The 24,038-nt window shown below is 72.2% G+C and carries 20 protein-coding genes; 9 read left to right on the top strand and 11 right to left on the bottom strand.

Going from position 1 to position 24,038, the window contains the following annotated elements:
• Positions 1-46: 46 nt before the first annotated feature.
• Genes ABZX02_RS34675 through ABZX02_RS34665 form a run of 3 tightly spaced genes read left to right on the top strand, consistent with a single transcriptional unit; the run spans position 47 to position 6,743 of the window.
• Positions 47-1,519, top strand: a complete 1,473-nt coding sequence (locus ABZX02_RS34675; protein WP_355304719.1) for a DUF2397 domain-containing protein — start codon at positions 47-49, stop codon at positions 1,517-1,519.
• Positions 1,516-2,709: a TIGR02678 family protein gene (locus ABZX02_RS34670; RefSeq protein WP_355304717.1), complete on the top strand. Its 1,194-nt coding sequence runs from the start codon at positions 1,516-1,518 to the stop codon at positions 2,707-2,709. The genes ABZX02_RS34675 and ABZX02_RS34670 overlap by 4 nt, the downstream gene beginning before the upstream one ends.
• Positions 2,706-6,743, top strand: coding sequence for a TIGR02680 family protein (locus ABZX02_RS34665; RefSeq protein ID WP_355304715.1), 4,038 nt, complete (start codon positions 2,706-2,708; stop codon positions 6,741-6,743). Before ABZX02_RS34670 ends, ABZX02_RS34665 begins: the two co-directional genes overlap by 4 nt.
• Here ABZX02_RS34665 and ABZX02_RS34660 read toward each other — a convergent pair.
• Positions 6,740-7,480, bottom strand: a complete 741-nt coding sequence (locus tag ABZX02_RS34660) for a maleylpyruvate isomerase family mycothiol-dependent enzyme (protein ID WP_355304713.1) — start codon at positions 7,478-7,480, stop codon at positions 6,740-6,742. The two genes, ABZX02_RS34665 and ABZX02_RS34660, sit on opposite strands and share 4 nt — an antisense overlap.
• Positions 7,477-8,088 (bottom strand): TetR/AcrR family transcriptional regulator, encoded by a 612-nt coding sequence (locus ABZX02_RS34655; RefSeq protein ID WP_355304711.1) that lies wholly within the window; start codon positions 8,086-8,088, stop codon positions 7,477-7,479. Before ABZX02_RS34655 ends, ABZX02_RS34660 begins: the two co-directional genes overlap by 4 nt.
• A gap of 53 nt (positions 8,089-8,141) precedes the next feature.
• Between ABZX02_RS34655 and ABZX02_RS34650 the strand changes: the two genes are divergently transcribed.
• Positions 8,142-9,161 carry a DUF2399 domain-containing protein gene (locus ABZX02_RS34650; protein ID WP_355304709.1) on the top strand — a complete coding sequence of 340 codons (1,020 nt, stop codon included), beginning with the start codon at positions 8,142-8,144 and terminating at the stop codon, positions 9,159-9,161.
• Here ABZX02_RS34650 and ABZX02_RS34645 read toward each other — a convergent pair.
• Positions 9,150-9,617, bottom strand: a complete 468-nt coding sequence (locus ABZX02_RS34645) for a MarR family transcriptional regulator (protein WP_355304707.1) — start codon at positions 9,615-9,617, stop codon at positions 9,150-9,152. The two genes, ABZX02_RS34650 and ABZX02_RS34645, sit on opposite strands and share 12 nt — an antisense overlap.
• 56 nt (positions 9,618-9,673) lie before the next feature.
• On the opposite strand from ABZX02_RS34645, the gene ABZX02_RS34640 reads away from it, so the two are divergent.
• Together ABZX02_RS34640 and ABZX02_RS34635 are read left to right on the top strand one after the other, a co-directional pair.
• Positions 9,674-10,873, top strand: coding sequence for an FAD-dependent monooxygenase (locus tag ABZX02_RS34640; RefSeq protein ID WP_355304705.1), 1,200 nt, complete (start codon positions 9,674-9,676; stop codon positions 10,871-10,873).
• Positions 10,874-10,922: 49 nt separating this feature from the next.
• A complete protein-coding gene (locus ABZX02_RS34635; protein ID WP_355304703.1) occupies positions 10,923-12,524 on the top strand; it encodes a hypothetical protein in 1,602 nt (533 codons plus the stop codon).
• Here ABZX02_RS34635 and ABZX02_RS34630 read toward each other — a convergent pair.
• The 7 genes from ABZX02_RS34630 to ABZX02_RS34600 all read right to left on the bottom strand — a co-directional run bounded on the left by ABZX02_RS34630 (position 12,515) and on the right by ABZX02_RS34600 (position 19,824).
• Entirely contained in the window at positions 12,515-13,660 is a 1,146-nt protein-coding gene (locus tag ABZX02_RS34630) for a hypothetical protein (protein ID WP_355304701.1), read from the bottom strand. The two genes, ABZX02_RS34635 and ABZX02_RS34630, sit on opposite strands and share 10 nt — an antisense overlap.
• Before the next feature lie 3 nt (positions 13,661-13,663).
• Positions 13,664-13,972, bottom strand: a complete 309-nt coding sequence (locus ABZX02_RS34625) for a WXG100 family type VII secretion target (protein WP_355304699.1) — start codon at positions 13,970-13,972, stop codon at positions 13,664-13,666.
• The gene (locus ABZX02_RS34620) at positions 13,969-14,472 is read right to left on the bottom strand and encodes a YbaB/EbfC family nucleoid-associated protein (RefSeq protein WP_355304697.1); all 504 of its coding nucleotides are present in this window, start codon (positions 14,470-14,472) and stop codon (positions 13,969-13,971) included. Before ABZX02_RS34620 ends, ABZX02_RS34625 begins: the two co-directional genes overlap by 4 nt.
• Before the next feature lie 95 nt (positions 14,473-14,567).
• The gene (gene nudC, locus ABZX02_RS34615) at positions 14,568-15,524 is read right to left on the bottom strand and encodes an NAD(+) diphosphatase (RefSeq protein WP_355304695.1); all 957 of its coding nucleotides are present in this window, start codon (positions 15,522-15,524) and stop codon (positions 14,568-14,570) included.
• Positions 15,521-16,909 (bottom strand): pitrilysin family protein, encoded by a 1,389-nt coding sequence (locus ABZX02_RS34610; RefSeq protein WP_355304693.1) that lies wholly within the window; start codon positions 16,907-16,909, stop codon positions 15,521-15,523. The genes nudC and ABZX02_RS34610 overlap by 4 nt, the downstream gene beginning before the upstream one ends.
• Positions 16,906-18,189, bottom strand: coding sequence for a pitrilysin family protein (locus ABZX02_RS34605; protein WP_355304691.1), 1,284 nt, complete (start codon positions 18,187-18,189; stop codon positions 16,906-16,908). The genes ABZX02_RS34610 and ABZX02_RS34605 overlap by 4 nt, the downstream gene beginning before the upstream one ends.
• A 9-nt stretch (positions 18,190-18,198) precedes the next feature.
• The gene (locus ABZX02_RS34600; RefSeq protein ID WP_355304689.1) at positions 18,199-19,824 is read right to left on the bottom strand and encodes a DUF2207 domain-containing protein; all 1,626 of its coding nucleotides are present in this window, start codon (positions 19,822-19,824) and stop codon (positions 18,199-18,201) included.
• Between the two features lie 462 nt (positions 19,825-20,286).
• Between ABZX02_RS34600 and ABZX02_RS34595 the strand changes: the two genes are divergently transcribed.
• The 3 genes from ABZX02_RS34595 to ABZX02_RS34585 all read left to right on the top strand — a co-directional run bounded on the left by ABZX02_RS34595 (position 20,287) and on the right by ABZX02_RS34585 (position 23,557).
• Positions 20,287-21,321, top strand: coding sequence for a neutral zinc metallopeptidase (locus tag ABZX02_RS34595; protein WP_355304687.1), 1,035 nt, complete (start codon positions 20,287-20,289; stop codon positions 21,319-21,321).
• 241 nt (positions 21,322-21,562) lie between these two features.
• Positions 21,563-22,651, top strand: coding sequence for a neutral zinc metallopeptidase (locus ABZX02_RS34590; protein ID WP_355304685.1), 1,089 nt, complete (start codon positions 21,563-21,565; stop codon positions 22,649-22,651).
• A 12-nt stretch (positions 22,652-22,663) separates the two neighbouring features.
• Positions 22,664-23,557 carry a neutral zinc metallopeptidase gene (locus ABZX02_RS34585; protein WP_355304683.1) on the top strand — a complete coding sequence of 298 codons (894 nt, stop codon included), beginning with the start codon at positions 22,664-22,666 and terminating at the stop codon, positions 23,555-23,557.
• On the opposite strand, the gene ABZX02_RS34580 is transcribed toward ABZX02_RS34585, so the two are convergent.
• Positions 23,554-24,033: a hypothetical protein gene (locus ABZX02_RS34580; RefSeq protein WP_355304681.1), complete on the bottom strand. Its 480-nt coding sequence runs from the start codon at positions 24,031-24,033 to the stop codon at positions 23,554-23,556. The two genes, ABZX02_RS34585 and ABZX02_RS34580, sit on opposite strands and share 4 nt — an antisense overlap.
• Between the last annotated feature and the right edge of the window lie 5 nt (positions 24,034-24,038).

The raw sequence follows: 24,038 nt of genomic DNA, 5'->3' as shown, positions 1-24,038 counted from the left end.
ACCGTAGCGCCGCATCGGACGGGCGCGCGCATTAGGGTGGCCGGTCGTGGAGCACAAGCGGCTGAAGTTGTACGCCTATCTGGACGCGCGCGATCACCAGCGCACGTACCTGGCGATCATGCGGCTGTTCACCTCCACGCTGCTCGCCGACCTGAGCGCGGGCGAGGTCGCCGGAGCGCTGGCCGGGCAGGAGCGCGAGGGCCGCGTCGAGCAGGGCGAGTCCCGCATCGAGAACGTCATCAACCGCCTCAAGCAGCTGGTCGAGTGGGGCAACCTGGTCCAGGGCCGGCGCGAGGTCGTCGCGGCCAGCATCGCCGAGTTCCAGCACGGCAGCGTCCGCTACCAGGTCTCCAAGCTCGCCGTCCGCGTCCAGCGCGACGTCGACGAGCTGCTGCGCGTCCCCGAGGGTGCCCGCGAGGTGTCCCGCGAGCTGCTGCCCGCCATCGAGCGCGGCCTCAACGAACTGGGCGGCAGCCTCTCCGTAGCCCTGCTCAACGAGGGCGACAAGACCAAGGAGCTGCTGGCCGAACGCGTCACGACGCTGTTCCTGCAGCACGCCGAACTGGCCGCGACGGTCCGCGACTTCTACGCCTACCTCGGTCAGGTCGTCACCCGGAACCACCTCGCGCCCGAGGAGATCGCGGGCTTCCGGAACCTGCTGGTCGAGTACATCCAGCGAGTCGTCGAGGACGTCCTGAAGTTCACGCCCCCGATCGCGGCGGCGCTGGCCGGGCTCACCAAGGCCCGCTCCGAGCTCGTGCGGCTCCTCGGCACCGACCTCGGCCAGAACGTCGAACGCGCCCGCGGCCGCACGCCCGAGGACTGGCAGGAGCTCACGGACTGGTTCGTCGACCGTCCGGGCCGCCCGTCGCAGGTCACGGCGCTGCGCGAGGCCACAGCCCGCGCCATCGGCAGCCTGCTGGCCAGCGTGAAGCGCGCGACGTCGGGCGGCGGGCTGCTGCCGGGACGCCGCGCCGAGCTGCTCAAGCTCGCGAGCTGGTTCGACAACTCCACGCGCGAGCAGGCGCACGAGATCTACGCGTCGGCGTTCGGCCTCTACAGCGCCCGCCACCTCTCCCCCGCGCCCGAGCACGACTCGGACAACGAGCGCACGCCGTGGCGCGACGGCCCGGTCTGCGACGTCACCGTGTCGGTACGGACCAGGGGCGACCGCGGCGGACGAGGCCGGCCGTCCCGCATCCTCGACGACCCGATGACCGAGCAGTCGCTGCTCGCCGAGGCCCGCGAGGCCGACGAGATCCGCGCGCGGCACGTCGCCGAGCTCACCCAGGCCGCCGGCAACCTCGAGAACACGACGCTCACGCACGGCGCGTTGGAGGTCTTCTGCGAGCTGCTGACGCTCGCGATGGCCCAGCGCGACTCCCCCAACGACAGCGGTGCGGCCAGCGATCCCGTGCGCGGCCTCAAACTCGAGATCGCCCACGGCACCACGACGCAGATCAGGTCGGCCGCCGGCACTCTCACGCTGCACGACGCGACGGTGGCCCTGAAGCGATGAACCACCTGGACAACCTCTCCGAGATCGACGCCGCGAACGTCGTGCGGTGCGCGCGCACGTTGCTGCGCAGGCCCTTGCTGCGCACCGACGGCCCGGACGGCGAGCTGCTCAGCCTCGTCTACCGGCACCGCGCGACCTTGCAGGACCTGTTCGCGGGTCTGCTCGGCTACCGGCTGGTCGTCGAACGCCGGTTCGCGCGCCTCTACAAGTCCGGCCCCGGCCACGACGACACGCGCGGCGTGCTCAGCATGTCCCCGCGCGGCTACGCGTACCTGGCGCTGACGCTCGCCGTGCTGACCGGCATCGGCCGCCAGACGTTGCTCAGCAGGCTCGTCGCGGACATCCGGTCCGCCGCCGTGGAAGCGGGCATCGACGCACCGGACGACATCGGCGAGCGGCGTGCGCTCACGGCGGCTCTGCGGCACCTGGTGTCGCTGGGCGTGCTGCACGAGACCGAGGGCTCGGTCGCGCAGGACGTGCTGCCGCAGGAAGCGCTGATCACGATCGACACCGACCTGCTGGGCCAGCTCGTGACCGGCCCGGTCGGCGAGGCGCAGAGCCCCGCCCACCTGGTCGAACTGGCCGCGCGCCCCGGTCCGCGCGGCGTCGAGCACGCGGTGCGGCGGCGGTTGGTCGAGACGCCGCTGGTGCTCTACGCGGACCTGCCGGACGAGCAGGCCGACTGGCTGCGTCGCAACCAGCGCAAGGAGACCGCGTTGCTGGAGCAGGCGTTCGGCCTGCACACCGAGTGCCGGGTCGAGGGTGTGCTCGCCGCCGACCCCGAGGAGTTCCTGACCGACCTGTCGTTCCCCGGCGTCTCCACGGTCGCGCGCATCACCCTGCTGGCGTTGCCCGACCTGCTCGACAGCGAGGACGAGGACGCGCCCGCACGGCACGTCGTCACCACCGAACGGCTGCGCGAGGTCTGCGCCGGCCTGGTCGAGGACTACCCGGCCGCGTGGTCGAAGCAGTTCACCGACGACCTGGACCGGCTGGTGGCCGAGGTGACGGAACTGTTGCGCCGCATGGGACTCGCCGTTCCGCACGACGAAGGCTGGTCCATCAGCGCGGCCGCGCACCGCTGGCTGCCGTCGCCCGACGGCGATCCCGAACGAGAGCAACAACCGGAACCCGTTGTGGTGCAAGAGGTACCGAGCTGGTCCCTGTTCGACGAGGAGAACGTTTCATGAGCAGGTGGCGGCTGCACCGCGGCGGCGTGGTCAACATCTGGCAGTACACCGAGCAGACGTTCGACTTCTCCGGTGGCCGCGCGATCTTCCAGGGCACCAACGGGTCCGGCAAGTCCCGCACGCTGGAGCTGCTGCTGCCGCTGTGCCTCGACGGCGACCTGCGCCAGGTCGGCTCCAAGGGCTTCGACACGGTCAGCCTGCGGCGCCTCATGCTGGACGACTACGACGGCGGCCCGAACCGCATCGGCTACACGTGGGTCGAGCTGATCCGCGAGGCCGCCGACCACAGCGGCAACGAGTACCTGACGTGCGGGCTGGGCGTGAAGGCGTCCAAGACCTCGCAGGCGATCACGGACTCGTGGCGGTTCGTCACGCCGATGCGTGTCGGCACGGAGCTGCAGCTCGCGGGCGCCGAACGAGTGCCGCACGGCCCGGCGCAGCTGCGGGACCTGATCGGCGCGGACTGCATGTTCGAGGAGCCGGCGTTCCGCGCGAAGATCGCCGAGACGGTCTACGGCGTGCCCGCCGCGCGGTACGGCGACCTGCTGCACCTGCAGCGGACGCTGCGCAACCCGGACGTCGGCCTGAAGGTGCTGGAAGGCCAGCTCGAACAGATCCTGAGCGACGCGCTGCCGCCGCTGGACCAGGCGATGGTCGAGCAGCTCGCGACGTCGTTCGACGACCTGGAGTCGATCCGCGAGAACATCGTGCGACTGTCCTCTGCGGACAGTGCGCTCGGCACGTTCCTCAAGACCTACCGCGACTACGCGTTCGGCGGGCTGCGCGGCGCGTCGGACCGGCTGGAGTCGGCCGAGCGCGCGGTGACGAAGCTGCGGCGCGAGCAGGCGAAGCTCGCGCAGGAGCTCGACCTGACGCGGATGGAGCGCGCGGCGTCCGAGCAGGCGCTCACCGACATGGAGACCGGTGAGCAGCAGGCCGAGGAAACCATTGCGGCACTGAAGGAACTGCCCGCGTTCCGCGATCTCCAGGACCTCAAGACGCGCGAGAACCTGGTGGCGGAGAAGCGGTCCTCCGCCGTCGCCGCGCTGGAGACGGCCCACCGGCAGCGCGCCCAGGAGGACGCGGCGGTCGACGCCGTGCTGCGGCTGCTGAAGCGACTCGCGGAGGACCTCCAGGCGGCCGACGCGCTGAGCGAGCCGCTGCGGGAGAACCTGCGCCTCGCCGGGATGGACGCGGACCTAGCTCCGGACGTGCCGCAGGTGCCCGCCGCCGAGGCCACGGTGACCACGGACTCGGTGCGCGCCAAGCCCGATCCCGAGGCCGGGCCGCTCCCGATCGAACGCCGTGTGCCGCCGGCCGCCGCGACCGAGGACGTGCTGACCGCGCTGACGTCGGTGACCGACCAGACCGCGGGCATCGCCTCCCTGGCGCGCCAGCGGGGTGCGCTCGCGATGGCCCTGCACGAGCAGGCCCTGGCGCTGGACGCGCAGCAGCGCGAGGTGGAGTCGTTGCGGCAGAAGGCCCGCGACGCCCAGCTCGGCGCGACCGAGGCGACCTCGCTGCGCAACCAGGAGGCGCAGGAGCTGGCCGAGGTCGTGCAGGCCTGGCTGGAGCAGGTCGACGTGTGGACGTCGAGCGGCCCGCTCCTCGACGAACGTCCGGCCGAGGCCCTGAAGCTGCCCCGGACCGCCGACCCGGCCGCCGCGAAGAAGTTGGGCAGCACCGCCCGGGAGTGGGCGGGACCGCTCGTGCAGACCGCCCGCGACGCCGCGCACGCGTTCTCCCAGCAGCGCGCCGACCTGCGCGCCCGGCTCGACACGCTGGACGAGGAGCTCGTCGGGCTGCGGTCGGGTGACGAGCGGGTGCCGGTGCCGGGCCAGTACGTGTCCGCGCACCGCGACGCCGCCCAGGGCGCGCCGTTCTACCGCCTGGTCGACTTCGCCCCGGCGCTGACCGACGACGAACGCGCCGGGCTGGAGGCCGCGCTGCAGGCGAGCGGTCTGCTCGACGCCTGGGTGACCGCCACCGACTCCGACCTGAACGACGTGCTGGCCGTGCCGAGGCCCGCGGTCGACGGCCGCTCGCTCGCCGACTACCTGGTGCCCGCGGTCGAGGGGTCGCCGGTGCCGGAGAAGTTCGTCGCCGACCTGCTCAGGGCCGTGTCGCTGGACGACATGACCACGACCGGCGACTGGCGCACGGGCGTGCTCACCGGTCGCTGGACCAAGCCCGAGGCCGAGTTCATCGGCGCCGGCGCGCGGGAGGCCGCCCGTGGCCGTCGCATCGCCGCGCTGGAGGAGGAGCTGGCCGAGCTGCGCGGGCTGCTCGGCACCGCCGAGGACGAGCTGGCCCGCGCCCACGAGCACGTCGCCACGTGGGAGGCGCACCTCGCGGCGTTCCCCGGCGACGGCGAGCTGATCGCGAAGCACAGCCGCCTGCAGGCCGCCGAGGAGTCGGCGGCGCGGTCGCAGCAGCGCACGTTCGAGCTGCGGGAAGCGTTGGAGGACGCCGGTTCCCGGCTGGAGGCGGCGCGGTCGGAGCTGACCCGCCAGGCCGGGGACGCCGGGCTGCCGTCCGACACCGAGGCGCTCCGCCAGGCCCGTGCCGCGGCGGGTGAGGCCCAGCGGACCGCGGACCTGCTCGGCGACGCGGTCAAGAGGCGTTGTCAGGGCACGATCTCCGACCTCACCGACGCGTCGCACCGCTACCACGAGGCCGTCGCCGACCGGCAGACCGCCGAGGCCGACGCCGACAGCCGGTGCGTCGACCACGCGGCCCAGGCCGGCACGCTCGCCGAGCTCACCGACGCGGTCGGCGGCGAGGCCAGGGAGATCAGCGAGCAGCTCACGTCGCTCGAGAAGTCGCGCAAGAAGATGCGCGAGGACCTGAAGGGCGTGCGGGAGAGCATCACGACCGCGCGCGAGCAGGCCGCGAAGCTGGAAGCGTTGCTGGAGACCAACTCCACGCAGGTCACCGAGTCCGAGGAGGCGCTGGACCGCGCGACGGCGAACTTCGCGGCGACCGTCCGGGCACCGGGCCTGGTCGTGGCGGCGTTCCCGGACCACGACGGCGCCGCCGACGAGAACTCGGTCCGGGCGCTGGTCGCGGAGGCCGGTGACCGCCGCGGCGGCACGGAGGCCACGGTCATCGCGAAGCTGCAGGCGTTGCAGACCTCGCTCGCGGGCAGCCACGACATCGCCGCCGAGCAGCACGCGGGCCTGCTCACCGTCACCGTGACCGGCGAGGAGGGCGCGAAGCCCGTCGCCGTCGCCGCCCGGCAGGTGACGACGAAGCTGGCCGAGCAGCGCGGGTTCCTCGACGAGCAGTACCAGGGCATCTTCGCCGACTACCTGATCCGCGACCTGGCCGAGTGGCTGCGCGGCCAGATCACCGTCGCCGAGGACCTGACCAAGCGCATGAACGAGGTGCTCGGCCAGGCCCGCTCCAGCCAGGGCGTGCACGTCAAGCTGGCCTGGAAGTCGTCCAGCGCGCTCGACGACGCGACCCGGCAAGCGCTTGCGCTCGTCCGCCTGCCGTTCGGCGAACGCACGCCCGAGCAGGACGCCACGCTGCGCCGCGTCTTCACCGAGCGGATCGAGAACGAGCGCGACGCGCACTCCGGCGGTTACGCCGAGATCCTGTCGCGCGCCCTCGACTACCGCACGTGGCACCAGTTCACGGTCACCGTCGCCGACACCGGTCCCGACGGAGGTCCACGTGAACGGCGGCTGCGCCAGCTGTCGTCCGGCGAGACCCGCCTGATCTCGTACGTGACGCTGTTCGCGGCGGCGGCGAGCTTCTACGACGCGGTGAGCGACGAGTTCGACCCGCTGCGCCTGGTGCTGCTCGACGAGGCCTTCGAACGCCTCGACGACCCGACGATCGCGCGCATGCTGGGGCTGCTGGTCGACCTCGACATGGACTGGGTGATCACCTGGCCGTCCGGCTGGGGCGTGTCGGACAAGATCCCGCGCATGCACATCTTCGACGTGCTGCGGCCGAAGAACGGCCGGGGCGTCGCGTGCACGCAGACCACGTGGGACGGCGCGGCGCTGGACCGGATCGACCCCTAGAAGGGCACCTCGGTGCCGAGCGGCGCGGTTCCCCGGCCGCAGAGCGCGCGGCAGAACTCGACCGCGTCGGCCTCCACCTCCGGCTCGCCGTCGCCCCACCGGCCACCGGCGGGCCCGGTGAGGTGCAGCGACACCGGCCGGCCGAGCCGTGCGAACCACTCGGCCACCACGTCGGCGACCAGCACCCCGTCGTGCTCGGCGGTCAGCACGAGGAGCGCGCCGGTGGCGTGCGCGAGGTCCGTCCGGTGCATCCACGGGTCGCGGGTCATGATCACGTCGGAGAGGAACCCGATCGTCCAGGCCTCGTCGGCGCCGTTGACGCGCTGGGTACCGGGCATCCGGCGGCCGAGCAGGAACCGGAGCATGCGCCGGCGTGCCTTGGCCGCCTTCGGCGCCACCTCGGTGAAGCGGGCGACGATCGCGGCCGGGGTGAGGTCCGCGCGTTCCTCGACCTGCAGCGCGGTCAGTTCGTCGATGAACACGCCGGGGCGGGCCTGGGCGGCCCTGACCTGGCGCAGGTTCTCGAACATCGACGCGGACATCTCCGCCATGCCGAGCATGTGCGTGGCCATCGCCCGCACGTCCCAGCCGGGGCAGTCGGTGGGCTTGGCCCAGTCCTGCGGCGTGAGGCCGTCGAGCAACGCGATGACGCGCTCGTACTCGGTCTCGGCGAGCCTCATGGCGACGTCGCGGTCGAGCGCGGACGTGCGGGGCCTGGTGGCGATGGCGGCGGTCATCTCGAACTCCTCAGGGACGGCCCTGGCAGGCCGATGTCGTCGGCGAACATGTCGATCACGCGCGGCAGCTGCCGGATCCAGCGGTCGCCACCGGGTTCGTTGGCGAGCTGGCGGTCGAGCAGGCCGCCGCACAGGGCGAGGAACAGGTCGACGTCGGCGCCGTCGGTGACGCCGAGGGCGCGCATGGTGTCGTGCAGCAGGCCCATGACCTCGACCGACGGCGCGTAGGACGCCTCCGACGGGGTGAAGCCGGGGATCGCGTGCTGGTTGAGCAGCTGGTAGCGGGCGGGGTCGGCGAGCGAGAACGCGAAGAAGTGCTCGGCGATCGCGAGCACGGCCTCCCTCGGCCGGTCCGGCAGCGTCCGGTCGCGCATCTCGGCCAGGTAGAGGGTCCAGCCTTGGCCGAACATGGCGTCGTAGATCGCGTTCTTCGAGTCGAAGTGCGAGTACAGCGACGGTGACCGCATCCCGATCATGGCCGCGACCTCGCGCAACGTGACGGCGCCGAGCCCGTCGCGGCGCGCGATCTCCCACGCGGCGTCGACGATCTCGCGCCGTGTCGCCTCACGCCGTTCGGCTTGCCTATCACGATTAGGCAGAACGCTCATAGTTAGGGAGAGTCCGCTCCTCGCGGCGTTCTGTCAAGGCTTAGGTTGGTGGGGTGACCGAGTACGACCGCCCCGAGCTGGCCGAGTTCTGGCGCCTCGCCCGCGAGACGATGGAGGGCGGCGGCCGCTCGGCGTTCAGCTTCCGCGTCGAGGACGCGCCGACCGCCACCGTGCTCGGCGAGCTGCTGCGCAAGCCCGTCGCGCACCCCGCCCGCCGGCAGATCTCACTGGCACGCCTGGACGAACACCTCCGCGCGCACGGCAGCACGTTGCCCGAGGTGCTGGAGTCGGTGCACGGCAAGCCCGTCGGCATGTCGGCGTCCGAGGAGGCGTCGACTGCGGACGCCGTGCTGCGGTTCGCGTTGCGGGAGAACGGGTTGCTGCACGCGCCGTGGGCAGCGGAGTGGGTCGAGCACGTGCGCCGGTACGGCAAGATCCCGCAGCCGGCGCTGCCGATGATCGCGAACCAGGCGGCGGCGGTCCTGGCCCGGCTCCAGGCCGAGCCGCGCCGGTGGACGACGCGGTTCGCGTTGGCGGGCAACGACCTCGACGACGGCCGTCCGCTCACCCGCGTGGTCGCCAAGGCGTTGCAGCTCGCCGGCACCGACTGGGAACGCGCGGGCGTGCTGCCCGACGCCTACAGCAACCCGGTCCTCACCTCCCAGGGTTACCTGTCGCTCAACGACTCGTTGGCAGCGCAGGAGATCACCGTCGTGCGGTCACCGCGCCTGCTCGAATCCGGCGTGCCCGGTCCGTTGATGGTGCTGCCGAACGGCCTGACGCCGCAGGCGAAGCACCACCTGGACGGCAAGACCGTGCGGTGCCACCACGACTTCACACCCGAGGGCATCCGCGTCACGAACAAGGTGCTCGCGTGGACCGGCGGCACGGCGTGGCGGATGTCCGCGGCCGACTACCGCGAGGCGGTGGCGACGCTGATCGCGCGCGGTGTCGAGCTGCCGACGCTGAACGTCCGGCCGGAGACCGCGAGCTGGGACGCCGACCTCGCGGACACGATGGCGACCACCGGCTTGATGGTCACCGAGGAGCACGTGCTGCCGTCACTCCTCTGACGGCGCGAACCTCTTCACGTCCCACCGGTCGTGGCCCTCCATCAGCTTGCGGCCGATGCGGCGCAGGTCGGCCAGGTCGCGTTCGCTCAGCAACCCGGTGAACTCCTCGGCGAGCGCCGCCCGGTACACCCGCGCCGTCGTGCCGACGCAGGCCTCCTCGCCCTCGGGCGTGAGCACGGCGATGACCAGCCGCCGGTTGTCCGCGGGCTGTTCGCGCTCCACCCACCCGCGCCGGACCAGCCGTTCGACCAGCCGCGTGACGCCGGACGGGCTGACGTCGAGCAGCTCCACGAGCTCGGACATCTGCAGCCGTCCGCCGTTGTGGTGCAACTGGTAGAGCGCCACGTGCTCCAGCAGCGAGCACCCGGCCTCGGCCTCCATGCGCCGCCCCAGTGCCGCCTTCACGGCGTCCACGCCCTGCTGCACGTACAGCCACGAGTAGATCGGCTCCGTCACCGTCTCATCCTAAAACAGGTTTGACGACGAGATGTTTTCACGCTCAAATGTTGAGCATGAAAGCTTCAGATGTCACCGTCGTCGGCGCCGGACCCGTCGGTCTCCTGCTGGCGTGCGAGCTGGCTCTCCAGGGCGTGCGCACCACCGTGCTGGAACGCCTCACGACCCAGGCGGACACCATCAAGGCCCACATGATCAGCGGCCGCACCTACGAGATGCTCGCCATGCGCGGCCTCGGCCCCGCGATCGACGCCGCGAGCGACGAGGAGGCCGCCCGCCTCGCGTGGCCCGTGCGCGGCTCCACCGGCCACTTCGCCGGACTGTTCCGGTTGGACGGTCTGCCGCTCGTGATGCTGACCCAGCAGGGACTCGAGCGCATCCTCGAGGCACGCGCCCTCGACCTCGGCGTGCGGATCCGGCGCGGCGTCGAGGTCACCGATCTCGACCTGGGCTCCGAGTTCGTCGTCGGGTGCGACGGCGGCCGCAGCACCGTCCGCAAGCTCGCCGGGTTCGACTTCCCCGGCAGCGGCCCGACCCTGACCGGCTACCAGGCGATCGCGGACGTCGACGGCGACCTGCCGCGCGGCTGGCACCGCACCCCGTCCGGTGTGTTCGCGTCCGGCCCGCTGCGGGGGCGGATCATGCTCATCGACTTCGCAGGGCCACCGGCGGACCGCGAGGTGACCCGGGAGTCGCTGGAAGCCGCGCTGCGCCGGGTGAGCGGCCACGACGTGCGGATCACCAACGTCCACACCGCCACCGTCTGGACCGACAACACCCGCCAGGCCACCACGTACCGCCGCGGCGGCGTGCTGCTGGCGGGCGACGCCGCGCACGTCCACTCCCCATTCGGCGGCCAGGGCCTGAACCTCGGTCTGCAGGACGCCCTCAACCTCGGCTGGAAGCTCGCCACCGGCGACTCCGACCTCATCGACACCTACACCTCCGAACGCCACCCGGTCGCCGAACGCGTGCTGCGCAACACGATGGCCCAGGTAGCGCTGACCCGGCCCGATCCGCAGTCTCGCGAACTGCACGCGCTCTTCGCGGACCTGCTCGACCTGCCCGACGTGAGGACGAAGGTCTCCGCGATGGTGCAGGGCACCGACATCCGCTACGAGACGGGCTGCGACCACCCGCTGGCCGGCACGTTCGTCCCCGGACTCGACCTCGCCGACGGCAAGGGGACGAGCGTGGTGCTCGACGGCCTGGAGGCGGTGATCCGGCCGGACGGCTACCTCTCGCGGATCGGCTGATGAGCGTGTTCGCCTGCACCGCACGCAGGACATCGCCAAGATGAGGCGCATGAAACCGCACCACTGGCCACTCGTCGCGCTGGGGTTGTCGGCCGCCGCCGCGATCACGTTCGTGGTCGTCGTGGGAACCGGGTCGCCCGCCGCGAACATGGGCGTCCTCGTCGGCGTCCCGCTCGTCGTGACCTACCTGGCGCACCTGGCGTCGAGACGCGCGTCGGGCAAGGTGCTGTTCGAGTTCCGCGTCGACCCGAGGCCCAGCTGGTACACCGACGCGGTCGAGGTCACCGCCACCGGTCTGGAGATCACGGCGGCGTCCGGGGGCGGGCGGATGGCCTCCACCGGACCGCGGAAGCTCTCCTACGACTTCACCGGCCTGCTCGGCATCGGCACGCGGCAGGCGGTGCCCGGTGAGGCGCCGTGGATCACGCTGACCGACGGGCGCGGTCTGCCCGTGCCAGCCGGAGAGGTCGTCGTGGTGCGGACGACCGAGGGCGAGCAGGTGCTGCCGGTCGAGGAGCCGGCGAAGTTCGTCGCCCTGGTGCGGTCCAGGGTGCCCGGTCTGGCCGAGGCCCGTTCCGAGGCCGTCGTCGCCGACAGCACCGAGGTGGGCGAGGCCCCACCGTCCACTGGAGACCGGACCACTCCGGTCGCGGGGCCTGAGGTGTCGTTCAGCGGGCCTCCGCTCGCGGTGCGCTGGCTGGCCGGCGCGACGGCGGCGTTGGCGGGAACCGTTGTGCTGCCTGCGATCGCTCTGCTCGGGACGCGGGGCGTGCCGTGGCCCGTGCTCGTGGCGCCCGGTCTCGCGGGCGTGGTGTGGGTGCTGAACCGGACCGTGCCGCGGGTCTGGGGGCGGGTGGCGTTCCTGGCGGTGCCGATCAGCGTCTTCTGGCTGATCGCCCGGGGCGAACCGGTCTGGATCCCCGTCCTGCTGGTGCTCTGCCCGGTGCTCGGGTACCTGGGCGGCCGGATGTTCCGGCTGGGCGCGGGTCTCGGTCGCGAGGTCGAGGTGCGGGTGCCGTTGCGGGACGGCGGTTCGCTCTACGTGCAGCGGGATCGCTTGGTGCACAAGCTGAACAGGTCGCACGAAGGTGGCGTCCACCCCCGCGCGTTGTGGCTGGGCGATCTCACGCTCGTGCAGCCGGGCACGTCCGCCGACGTCCAGTCGTGGCCGGTGCCCGGTGGCGTCCGGCTGCCCGTCGGCCGGAGTCCGATGCTCCGCCTGGTGGCGCGGCCGCAGCAGTGGATCCTGCCGGTGGAGCGGGCGGGTGAGCTCGCCGAGCTGATCAGGTCGCGGCAGGGCGAACCGGTGCGGCCCGCCGAGATGCCGGTCGACGAGTGGCGGCGGCTCCAGCAGTGGGCCGCGCGCCGGACGACCGGGACGAACCGTGGCAACTACCGCACCGTCGGCATCGGCTGGCGCCTGGTCGCGGCGGCGTTCACCGGCAGCTTCGCCCTGATGTTCCTCACCCTCGGCCTGTGGGTCGGCACGGTGGTCGCGGTGCCGCTGACCGCGTGGCTGGTCGCCGACTGGTGGCGCGTGCGGAACCGGATGCGGCTGGCCGAGCACACCGTCCTGCCGCCCGGCAGCCGGGACTGGGGCGAGATCCGCGCGGACCACGCCCCGATCCCGGGCTGGCAGCCCTACGGCTGAGGCGGTGGGTCGGGCAGGTCGAGCCGCCCGACCATCCGCGGCGGGTTCGCCGACGTCGTGACCTGGTAGTCGCTGTCGTGCGGGTCGTTGACGTTGTTCGGGCCGCCGTCACCGGGGATCCGGCTCGCCCGGTCGGAGCCCCAGCCGCCCTGGTACGGGTTCCCGTCGATGTTGGCGCGCGTCGTGGTGCCCTCGGGTGACACGAAGGTGTGGCCCTGGGTGTTCGACCCGGCGGTGTACTGGCCGTCCGGTGACGTACCGGTGTCCCAGGTGGAGGACAGGCCCTCGTGCCGGTTGCTCATGCCCCCGACCGCGCCGCCGACGGCGCCCGACGTGCCGCCGGAGAGGATCGCCGACCCGAAGTCCTCCAGGCCGACCTTGCCGTGCGCGAGGTTGTTCAGCACGTTGCCGCCCGCACCCGCGACCGCGCCTTCCACGGCACCGCGTCCGGCAGCCTGCACGAAGTTGCTCGTCGTGTTGCCGAGCGCGGAACTGCCCGCGCCGACCAGTCCGCCGGCGACACCCGCCGCGACACCGGCGATGCCCGCGTCGACCGTCTTGCCGACGTCCCAGGACTTCCGCTCGCCCGAGGCGAACTGGATGCCCTGGATGGCCGCGTCGACACCGACGTTGATCGCGAGGTTGATGATGATCTGCTTGAGCAGCTGCTGGAAGATCATCTGCACGGTGAGGCGGGTGGCGGCCTGCGCGATCGGGATGCCCGCGGTCGACGTGCCGAACGTCGCCACCGCCGACGCGATCATCGCCGCGATCTGCGCCGCCAGGATGATCAGGGCCGCGATGATGCTGAGCTTCGTGTACTCGATGCCGAGCGCCGCGTTGTCGCAGCCGGCCGCGAGGTCCGTGCAGATCTGCTGCAGGTTGACCAGGTAGGCGTCGCTCTCGGAGTACTTCTTCCAGTACTCCGCGAACTTCTCCGCGGTCTCCCCGCTCATGCAGCCGAGGGCGGCCGCCGACGCGCGGTTCCCGTCGCCCAGCACCTCGCCCACGGCCTTCGCGGCGGCCTCCCACGCGTCGCGCATGGCGCGCAGCTTCGTCTCGTCGCCCTCGGGCCACGACGCCCCGACCACGATCGGCGTCAGCCACTGGACGGCACCCGGGATCTCGATCCCCACGGCTCACCCACCTCCGAACGAGCGGGCGCCGCCCTGGTCGACGGCCTCCCACGTGTCGGCGGAGGCGTCGAGGCCCTCGCGGATCGAGTGGATGCCCTCGACGAGAGCCGGGAACGCCTGCGACGCCTGACCGGCGATCGGCAGGTACGTCTTCGCGAACTCCTGGCCCGCGTCGTCGCCGCCCCAGCAGCCGTTGTTGGCGTCGAGCACACCGCGCAGCGCCTCGAAGGCGGTCTGCAGCTTGTCGCCCGCCGCCGAGAACTTCGGCGACGCGGCGCGCAACGCCGTCGGGTCTACCTCGAAGCCCGTCACCACTGGCCCCCTCGGCGGTCCATGAAGGACTCCGGCGGCTCGTCGTCGTCCTGGCGCCGCGGCGGCGGTTGCTGCTGCGGCTGCGGCTCGTACGGCTGCGGGACGGGCGGCGGCGTCGGGATGAGGTCCTTGATGGACGGCATGCCGGGGAACAGGTCCGGCAGGTCCGGAATGCCCTCCTGGTACGGCGCGAGCACGGCGTCGGCCTGCTCGCGCGCGGCCAGTGCGGCCTTCTGGATCGTCGCGACGACGCTCTGGCCCAGCTTCTCCGGTGTGCTGCGGTCGAACGCCGACGGCGCGAACGCGACGCCGGTGACGATGCCACCGGCGTTCACCGTGACCTCGACCAGGCCGTCCGGCGAGGTCGCGCGGCCGACCTTGGACATCGCCTCGGTCTGCGCCTGCTTCAGCTCCGCGGTCTGCCGTTCGAGGTTCGCCAGCATCGAGTCGACCTGGCCGCGCAACGCCGCGTTGCGCGCCTCGAGCTCCGGGTTGCTCATGAGCCCCCTCGTCGTCGGTGTGATGCACGTGACACCGCGAGAGGCTAATCGGCCCAGCCGGACCCCGCCGCCGAATCGGCTGAACGGACGGGGCATCACCCCGGGTACTTCGCCCCTGACCAGCTCTGCAGCATCCGGAACGCGATCGACGCTCCCCCGGCGAGCCCGAGCCCCGGCACGCTGCCCGGCTCCTCGATCGCCTGGCGCACGTCCGCGCGGGACACCCACTTGGCCTCAGCGATCTCACCCTCGGCGAGCTTCAGCGGGTCGGCGGGATCGGCCACGGCCTCGAAGCCGATCATCAACGAGCGCGGGAACGGCCACGGCTGCGAGCCGAGGTACCGGATGTCGCGCACGGTGACCCCGACCTCCTCGCAGATCTCGCGCGCCACGCAGGCCTCCAGCGACTCGCCGGCCTCGACGAACCCGGCCAGCACGGAGAACCTGCCCTCCGGCCACTCCGGGCCGCGCGCGACGAGCACCTGGTCGGCGCCGTCGTGCACGAGGCAGATCACGGCGGCGTCGGTGCGCGGGTACTCCTCGCGGCCGCAGCCCGAGCAGACCGACGTCCAGCCGGACTTCTCGAGCACGGTCCGCGCGCCGCACTTGGCGCAGTACTTGCCGAGGCGGTGCCACTGGAACAGCGCGGCGGCGGTCGTGAAGAGGCCCGCCGACAGGTCGTCCAGGGTCGCGCCGGCCTGCCGCAGGTCGAGCCACTGCGGCTCGTCCGTGAGCTCGGGCGCGCCCCAGGCACGGGCAGGCGAGACCTCGCCCTCGTCGGTGGCGGGCATCAGCACGGCGAACCACGCCACGCCGTCCTGCTCACCGAGCAGGACGGCGTTCACCGGGGGGAGGTCGCCGAACTCGACCGCGGGCCGGTCGGCGAGACGGGTCCCGCGGTCGGCGACCAGCGTGCGGCCGCGCGTGTCCACGACGATCATCCTGGCCTTGGGCCAGAGCGCGGCGAGCTTCTCGTCGTCGCCGCGCAACGGCTCGCTCCGGTCGATCGCCGAACGCGACAGCGCGGGCAGGCCGATCAGGTCGAAGCTCACTGGAACGAGACCCCGCCCAACGCGGCCAGCTTCGGCTTGAGCGTCTCGGCGTCGCCGACGAGCACGCCGGTGAAGTTGCCGGGGGCGAAGAACTCGAGCGCCGCCGCGGCGACCTGCTCCGGCGTGACGGCCTGCAGCCGCTCCGGGTGCGCCACCAGCCAGTCGAGGCCGAGGCCGAGCGCGACGAGGTTCACGAGGAACGACGCCAGCCCGCCCTGCGACGACGTGGAGGTGAGCAGCGTGCCGATCGCGTAGCTGCGCGCGGTGTCCACTTCGGACTCGGACGGCGGCACGAGGCCGAGGCGCGCCAGTTCGTACCGGGTCTCGAGCAGCGCCGCGGCCGTGACGTCCGACGCCGTGTCCGCGTCGATCAGCAGTGTCGCGCCGTGCACGGTGAACTCGGGGTGCGACCGGGCGCTGTAGGTGTAGCCCTTGTCCTCGCGGATGTTCTCGACCAGGCGCGAGGAGAAGAACCCGCCGTAGACCAGGTTCGCGAGCTGCAGCGCCGGGTAGCGCTCGTCGGTGCGCGGGATGGCCTGCGCGGCGAGCCGGATCTGCGACTGCACGGCACCGGCGCGGTGCACGAGCACCACGTCGCCGCCGGAGACCTGCGGCAGCGGCGGCAGCTGGACGGCCTCGCCGTCGCCCTGCCACGCCGCGAGCGCCTCGCCGACCTGCGCGACGGCCTGGGCCGGGTCGACGTCGCCGACGATCACGAACACCGAGCCGCGCGGCAGCAACGCCTTGCCGTGCAACGCGACGACGTCCTCGCGGGTGACGGCGGCGACCTCGTCGGCCTCCGGCATCTCCTTCGCGAACGGGTGGTCGCCGTAGAGGACCTTCTGCAGCGCCTCGCGCGCGATGACGCTCGGCTGGGACCGGGCGATCGAGATGCGCTCGACGAGCCGGCCGCGCTCGCGCTCGACCTCGTCGGCCGGGTACGACGCGCCCGTGAGGACGTCGGACAGCACCTCGAGCACCGTGCCGAGGCCGCTCGACAGGGCGTTGCCGGTGAAGCTCAGGCGCTCCGGGTCGACCACGGCGTCGAGCTCGCCGCCGACCAGCGCCAGCTCGGTGTCGATCTGCACGCGCGAGCGCGTCTCCGTGCCGGTGAGCACGGTGTTCGCCAGGATCTCGGCGATCGCGGCGTGCTGGGAGCCGGTGCTGGTGCCGGCCGGGTCCGCGAACGGCACGCGCAGGCGCAGCTCGACCATCGGCACGGTGGCGCGGCGCACGGCGATGACGCGCAGGCCGTTCGGCAGCGTCGTGTCCACAGTGGACAGCTCGGCGGCCGCCTTCTGGTCGCCCAGCGGCGGAAGCGGGCGCGGGCCGGTTTCCGTACGTCCGATCTCCTCGGCGGTGCGGTGGGTCTTGGCCGAGGTCACTGGGCTCCTCCGGTGGGCTTGACGAAGAGAAGGGCGCGGGAGTCGGGACGCAGCGCCTTGGCGGCGGCGGACACCTCGTCCACGGTCACCGAGGCGATCCGCTCCGGCAGTTCGTAGATCAGCTCGGCGCGGCCGAACAGCAGCTCCGCGGAGCCGAGGCCCAGCGTGCGGTTCGTGAGCCGGTCGTGCTCCTTGTGCATGGTCGACGCCCAGCGGGCGGTGACCTTCGCGAGCTCCTCGGCCGTCGGCGGCTCCTGCGCGAGCTTCTGCAGCTCCTCGTCGATGGCCGCGACGACCTGGTCGGCCGCGACCTCGGCGGCGTGGATCGCGGTGATGCTGAACGTGTCGGGGTCGCGCGCCTCGAGCGGGCCGAAGAGGCCGCAGCCGGCGTTGAGGTCGATCACGATGCCCTCGCGGTGCACGAGGCGCTGCTGCAGGCGCGAGCTGTCGCCGTCCGCGAGCACGCCCGCGAGCACCAGGTAGGCGAGGTAGCCGTCGACGTCGGTGACCGGGTCTGGCACGCGGTAGCCGATCGCGATCGCGGGCAGCGGGGCCAGCGCGTCGCCGTGCTCGTGGCGGATCTCGCCCTGCGGGGCGGGCTCGGCGAACGAGGGCCGCTCGGGCTTCGGGCGGGCGGGCACGTCACCGAAGTGCTTCTCCACCAACGCCTTCGTGGTCTCGACGTCGAGGTCGCCCGCCACCGTCAGCACCGCGTTCGCCGGGCTGTAGTAGGTGTCGAAGAACTCGGCGCAGTCGTCGACCGTCGCGCTCTCCAGGTCGACGAAGTCGCCGTAGCCGTTGTGGGCGTTGGCGAACGTCTTGAACAGCACCGCGGGCAGGAGGATCCAGGGGAACCCGCCGTACGGGCGGTTCAGCACGTTGAGCCGGATCTCCTCCTTCACCACGTCGATCTGGTTGCGGAGGTTCTCCTCGGTGAGCTTCGGCGCGCGCATGCGGTCGGCTTCGAGGAACAGCGCCCGCTCCAGGGCCGCGCTCGGCAGCACCTGGTAGTAGTCGGTGTAGTCGGGGTGCGTGGACCCGTTGAACGTGCCGCCCGACGACTGCACGTGCCGGAAGTGGGCCAGCTTCTCCAGGCTCTCGCTGCCCTGGAACATCAGGTGCTCGAAGAGGTGCGCGAACCCGGTGCGCCCCTCCGGCTCGGAACGGAAGCCGACGTCGTAGTGCACGCTGACGCCGACGACCGGAGCGCCGGCGTCGGGGGCGAGCACCACCCGCAGGCCGTTGGGCAACGTGAACCTGTGCAGTTCGGGTGAGGCCATGCGGCAAGCCTACGGGTTCGGCGCCCGAAGTGATCGAAGGTGGCCCGCCTGGGCGAGCACGCCGTCGAGCGCCCCCAGGAACGCGGGGAAGCTCCGCCGGAAGTCGCTCGCATTGCCGTACCAGTAGAGGTCCTGCTGCGCGAACGTGGAGAGCCAGCGCTCGGTCTCGCCGAGCACCACCGCGTACGGCAGTGACCGGGAGAACACCAGTTCGCGGTCGGCCTCGGGCACGTCGTCCGGCGTCACCCCGGCGAGGTACCCGCGCAGCCCGCGGACGTGTTCGAGGAGCTCGCTGCCGCGCTTGGTGCGGGCGGGCATCGAACGCGCACCGAACGCGAGCGCCACGCCACCGACCGCGACCACGAGCCCGAACAGCGCGTTGCCGACCGTCAGCGCCAGCACGACCGTGGCGGCCACGCCGAGCACCGCGATCGCGATGCCCACCCACCAGAAGAGGTTCCGCTCGGTGTCCGGGCGGCGGGCGAACCAGCGCTTCTCGACGACGTCGGAGTAGAGCCGGTCGCGCACCTGCGCGAGGTCGATCTGCCGGCCGCGCAGCTCGGAGACGCTCACCGCCTCGGTGCCGTGCGGCAGCAACGCCTCGCAGACGGCCTTCTCGTAGCCGGACAACGAGTCGTCCACGGGGTTGCGGCGCACGATCTGCCAGTCGTGGCCGAAACCATCCTCCTGGCGCGCCTCGGTGATCCACAGGTAGTTGCGCACGGCGAGGTCGATGACCGTGGCGGTCACGTCCACTACGTCCACGTGCTCGTCGACGACCGTGCCGACCTGCCCGGGCAGCACGCCGTCGGGCGAGGCGAACGCGACGCGGTCGTTGCCGTCGCGGACCAGCACGGACACCGCGCCGACCTCGCTGGCGAGCGCCGCCGCGTCCCGGCCGCGCAGGTACCAGAGCAGCGCGACACCACCGAGGAGGAGGACCAGCAACCCGCCGAGCGCGGCACCGCTGACCGGCGTGAGCGCGAACGCGGCCGCGAGCCCGGACTGCTCGACCACCACGGCGTTGGGCGGCACGACCCCGGCGGACAGTCCGATCGCGACGTCGACCCGTTCCCCGGCGCCGAGCTTGATCTCCTGCGCCCGCACGCCCTTGCCGTCCGCGAGGTCCGCGCTCGTGCACGGCTGCGACGACCCGACCGGTCCGGCCAGGCAGTTGACCGACGTGGGCGAGTCCGGTGCGGAGAAGGACACGGCGACCTTGTCCAGCTCGGCGTCCCAGCCGCCCGCGACCTGCCACCGGACCTCGAGCGCGTCCCCGACCGGCGCCACCGCCCCGACGACCGTGTAGGTCAGCGTGGAGTTGCCTTCGAGCGTGACGTCGAAGCTGTCGTCACTGACGGAGGTGCTGCCCTTGCCCTCGACCTTGGCGTCGGTGACCTGGTACTGGCGCTCCAGGTCGTTGCCGACCGCGAGTCGCAAGGGGACGGTCCGCTTGACCGCCTTGCCCTCGGGCACCTGGACGGTCTCGGTGACGGACAGCCGGGCGTCGCGCTCCAGCTTCATCCGCACCTCGGTGCTGACGGTGCCGGGCAGCGGCTGCGCGAGCGCGCCGACGGCCGTCGTGGAGGTCAGCGCGACGGCGACGAAGATCGCCGCACCCCAGTTCTTCAACACGGCTGCGGACAATAGCGGAGTCCTCATATGCTCCGGCGGACTTTCGAACAGACGCCATCTGGGGGATCTTCGGCGATGACGCAACCACCGCCGCCGGGCAACAGGCCGCCGCCACGCCCGGTGGGTCCGCCGCCCGTGCCCGCCGGGCCGCCGCAGCAGCCGATGCCTCCCCGCCCGGTCCAGGGACCGCCGCCGCTTCCGGGACAACCGCCGGTGCCCGCGCCGCCGCCGTACGGCCCGCCGGTGCCCGCGCCACCGCCTTACGGGCCGCCGATGCCGCCTCGCCCTGCCCAAGGACCGCCGCCGGGTCACCGCCCGCCGATGGGACCGCCTCCCGCGGCACCGCGTCCGATGGCACCACCGCCGGCCATGCCTCCGTACGGCCAGCCCTCTCCGTTAGGCGCCCCACCGCCGTACGCCCCACCACCCGGCCGTGCCCCGCTCCCACCACCACGCCCGGTCATGCCCCCACCCCACCCGGCGTGGGGCCACGGCCACCCAGGCGCGTTCGCCCCGCCGCCCTACCCGATGGCCCCACCGCGCCGCAGCAGCAGCGGCCCGGTCCTGGCCCTCGTCCTCGGCGGCGTGGTGATCCTCGGCTTGGGCGCCATCGGCATCTTCTCGGCGGCGCTGAACAACAAGGTCAAGGACACGGGCTACTCGAACTACACGACCTACAGCCCGACCTTCACCATCCCGAGCACCACCACCACAACGACGACCACGACCACGCGGCCGACCAGCACGCGCACGCCGAGCACCCAGCAGACGCCGCCCGGCCCGAAGGCGATCTACAAGCTCGCCGACCACCCGATCTTCACCACCGGCATCGGCGCCAACGACTTCGACGCGTGTCCGTTGCCGCAGATGGAATACAACCCGGCCGGGGAGAAGCGGTTCCTCGAGGCCGCGCTGCCGTGCATCGAGAAGGCGTGGCAGCCGGCGCTGAAAGCCGCCAACCTGCCGTACCAGCCGGCCGAGCTGCAGGTGTTCACGGGCACCACGCAGACGCCGTGCGGGTCGCGGCAGAACAACACGACGGCGATGTTCTGCCGGGGCGTCATCTACTGGCCCGGCAACTTCTACGCCAACGAGGGCGGCTCGACGGTGCGGCACCCCGGTGTCTACCTCGGCCAGCTCAGCCACGAGTACGGCCACCACATCCAGTGGCTCACCGGCATGCTCCGGGCTGCCGACCAGGCCCAGTACGACGTCGGCGGGTTCGACACCCCGAAGGGGCTCGAGCTCAACCGTCGGCTCGAGCTGCAGGCCACCTGTCTCGGCGGCATGACGCTGGCGCCGTTCAGCCACCGCAACGTCGTGCCGATCGCGGTCGTGAACACCGGGCTGAGCGACTCGAGCCAGCGCGGCGACTACAACCGCAGGCCCGACCACGGTAGCGCGGCCAACAACGCGCGCTGGGTGATGCACGGCCACAAGCAGAACAAGATCAACGCGTGCAACACCTGGGCGGCGAGCTCGGGCGACGTCTCGTGAACCGAACCCCCGGCCCGCGCGTCTCATCAACGTGGACAGAACGCGTTAGCCCGGTCGGGGGACACGCGATCTCGGTCCGCCTATGCTCGTACCCGACCCAGGATGACCATTGGGGGGACCTCAGGCGATGACGCAACCACCGCCGCCGGGCACTTGGCCGCCGCCGCGCCCGGTCGGCCCACCGCCGATGCCCGCACCGCTAGGGCAGCGTCCGCCCCAAGGCCCACCTCCTCCCTACGGCATGCCGCCGCAGGGTCCTCCGCCCGGCTACTACGGCCCGCCACCGCCGCCGCACGGCCCGGTCATGCCGCCGCCGCAGCCGGCCTGGGGTCCCGGCTACGGCCCGTACCCGCCGATGCCGCCGCGCCGCAAGAGCAACGGGCCGCTCGTCGCCCTGATCCTCGGCGGCGTCGTGGTGCTCGGTCTGGCCGCGGTCGGGGTGTTCGCGGCGACCCTGAACAAGAAGGTGGAGGACGCGGGCTACTCGAACTACACGACGTACAGCCCGACGTTCACGCTGCCGACGACGACGGACGCACCGGCGACGACCAGCTCGCCGCGCACCTCCGCCTCGCGCACGCCGAGCGCGCCGCAGACCCCGGCCGGTCCGAAGGCCGTCTACGCGCTCGCCGACCACCCGTTCCTCAAGCCGGGCTTCGGCGCGAACACGATCTCGGGCTGCGCGCTGCCGCCGATGGACTACTCCCCCGCGGGCCAGGACCGGTTCCTGCGCGCGGCGCTGCCGTGCATCGAGAACATGTGGAAGCCGGCGCTGCAGGCCGCGAACCTGCCGTACCAGCCCGTCGAGCTGCACATCATCACCGAGACCGCGCAGTACCCGTGCGGCACGGTCCGCCCGGACCAGACGGCGCGGTACTGCCAGGGCGGCATCTACTGGACGGCCAACGCCTACGCCGCCGAGCGCAACCCGAACAACCCGAACCACCCCGGCAAGTACCTCGGTCAGCTGGCCCACGAGTACGGCCACCACCTCCAGTGGCTCACCGGGATGCTCAAAGCGTCGGACCGCGCGCAGTACGACGCGGGCGGGTGGGATACTCCGAAGGGCCTCGACCTGAACCGCCGGATGGAGCTGCAGGCGACGTGCTTCGGAGGCATGTCGCTGGCCCCGTTGTCGCACGGCGCGATTCCGATCGAGGTGATCCGGGTTGCGCTGACCGACGCGGGCAACCGGGGTGACTACGACATCTACCCGACGAAGGACCACGGCACGCCCCAGAACAACGCGAGCTGGGTCGACCGCGGCTACAAGTCGAACAAGGCGTCGGAGTGCAACACCTGGGCGGCCGACCCGGGATCCGTGTCCTAGGAAGGGGAGAACGTGACCCAACCAGCCAAGAACAACCCGGTCCTGCTCGCCGGAGTCTTCGTGCTGGTGGTCGCGTTCGTCCTCGGAATCGGTCAACTGAGCCGTCCCAGAGTCGTCACCGGCCACGCGCTGGCCAGTTCGCGCCCGGCGTCGACTCCCCCGGCGGAGCCGTCCACGCCGATCCGGCCGCGCGCGGTGTTCCGCCTCGCCGACCACCCGTTCCTGGTGAAGCCCGCCTCGCTGGCCCCGGTCACGTGCGCGTTGCCGCGGTTCGGCACGTCGGACGGTGAGCTGGCGGCCTACTACGCGGCGGGCGTCGAGTGCCTGGACTCCGCGTGGGGTCCGGTGCTCAAGGCGGAGAACCTGCCGTTCGACAAGCCCACCCTGGACGCGTCGCCGACGTTGAAGGACGGCCCGTGCGGCGCCGCACCGGAGTCCGACCACGCGGTGGCCTACTACTGCGGCCGCAACCGCACGATCTACATGCCGACGGCCCGGCTGCGCGACAACGGCGGCGGTGACGCCCCGGCGACCCACCTGGCCACGCTGTCGCACGAGTACGGCCACCACGTCCAGGCGCTGACGGGGCTGTTGCGCGCGGCGGACCTCAAGATCACTGACGCGGGCGAGAGGACGCCAGCGGGCCTCGAGATGTCGCGCCGGATCGAGCTGCAGGCCAACTGCTTCGCGGGCATGTTCCTGAGCTCGGCGGCCGGGCGCGGGTCGCTCACGGCGAACCTCGCGCGGCAGGCGCAGGAGGACTTCCAGTTCGCGATCGAGGAGAAGCCCGAGAACAACGCGCACGGGTCGGCGAAGAACCAGGCGACGTGGGCGGGCGCGGGCTTCAAGGCGAACTCGACGGACGCCTGCAACACCTTCTCGGCGCCGGCGGCCCAGGTCTCCTAGCGCAGGTGGGTCTGCTCGTCGACGTGGCGCGTGGGCGTGCCCAGGAAGACCTTCGCGTCGCGCGGTGAGCCGTAGGCCAGGTTCAACGTGGTCAGCAGGTAGTTGTAGCCGCCGTCGCGCGGCCGCTGCCAGCGGTGGTTGAGCTGCCAGCGCACCCACTCGCCGCGCTGGAGCCGCACCGGGGACGGCCTGTTCCACCGCCGCGGCGCCGCGGCCATGCTGTCCTGCAGCTGCACGGACAGCACGTCGTCGTCCTCGCGGAGGGTGAGCGAGATCCGGTCGATCTCGCGGCTCTCCTTGGACCACACCGGTTCGAAGTCCTCCCACTCGAGGAGCCTGACCTCGTGCACGGCGGGCATCAGGTGCGGCAGCGCGAACCCGACCGGCACGGCGTTGCGGCGGGTGGCACCGGGTTCACCGCGGGACTGCTTGGTCCACTCGGTCTTGACCCACTGCACCACCACGTCGACGTCCACGCGTC

It is taken from the genome of Lentzea sp. NPDC003310, assembly GCF_040610935.1.
GTDB lineage: Bacteria > Actinomycetota > Actinomycetes > Mycobacteriales > Pseudonocardiaceae > Lentzea.
This window is presented reverse-complemented; position numbering and strand designations above follow the sequence as displayed.

Coding starts and splice junctions, on each gene's coding strand:
- ABZX02_RS34670 (WP_355304717.1), top strand. CDS start 1,516: ATGAACCACCTGGACAACCTCTCCGAGATCGACGCCGCGAACGTCGTG.
- ABZX02_RS34665 (WP_355304715.1), top strand. CDS start 2,706: ATGAGCAGGTGGCGGCTGCACCGCGGCGGCGTGGTCAACATCTGGCAG.
- ABZX02_RS34590 (WP_355304685.1), top strand. CDS start 21,563: ATGCCGCCGCAGGGTCCTCCGCCCGGCTACTACGGCCCGCCACCGCCG.
- ABZX02_RS34635 (WP_355304703.1), top strand. CDS start 10,923: ATGAAACCGCACCACTGGCCACTCGTCGCGCTGGGGTTGTCGGCCGCC.
- ABZX02_RS34640 (WP_355304705.1), top strand. CDS start 9,674: ATGAAAGCTTCAGATGTCACCGTCGTCGGCGCCGGACCCGTCGGTCTC.
- ABZX02_RS34660 (WP_355304713.1), bottom strand. CDS start 7,480: ATGACCGCCGCCATCGCCACCAGGCCCCGCACGTCCGCGCTCGACCGC.
- ABZX02_RS34595 (WP_355304687.1), top strand. CDS start 20,287: ATGCCCCCACCCCACCCGGCGTGGGGCCACGGCCACCCAGGCGCGTTC.
- ABZX02_RS34605 (WP_355304691.1), bottom strand. CDS start 18,189: ATGGCCTCACCCGAACTGCACAGGTTCACGTTGCCCAACGGCCTGCGG.
- ABZX02_RS34655 (WP_355304711.1), bottom strand. CDS start 8,088: ATGAGCGTTCTGCCTAATCGTGATAGGCAAGCCGAACGGCGTGAGGCG.
- ABZX02_RS34620 (WP_355304697.1), bottom strand. CDS start 14,472: ATGAGCAACCCGGAGCTCGAGGCGCGCAACGCGGCGTTGCGCGGCCAG.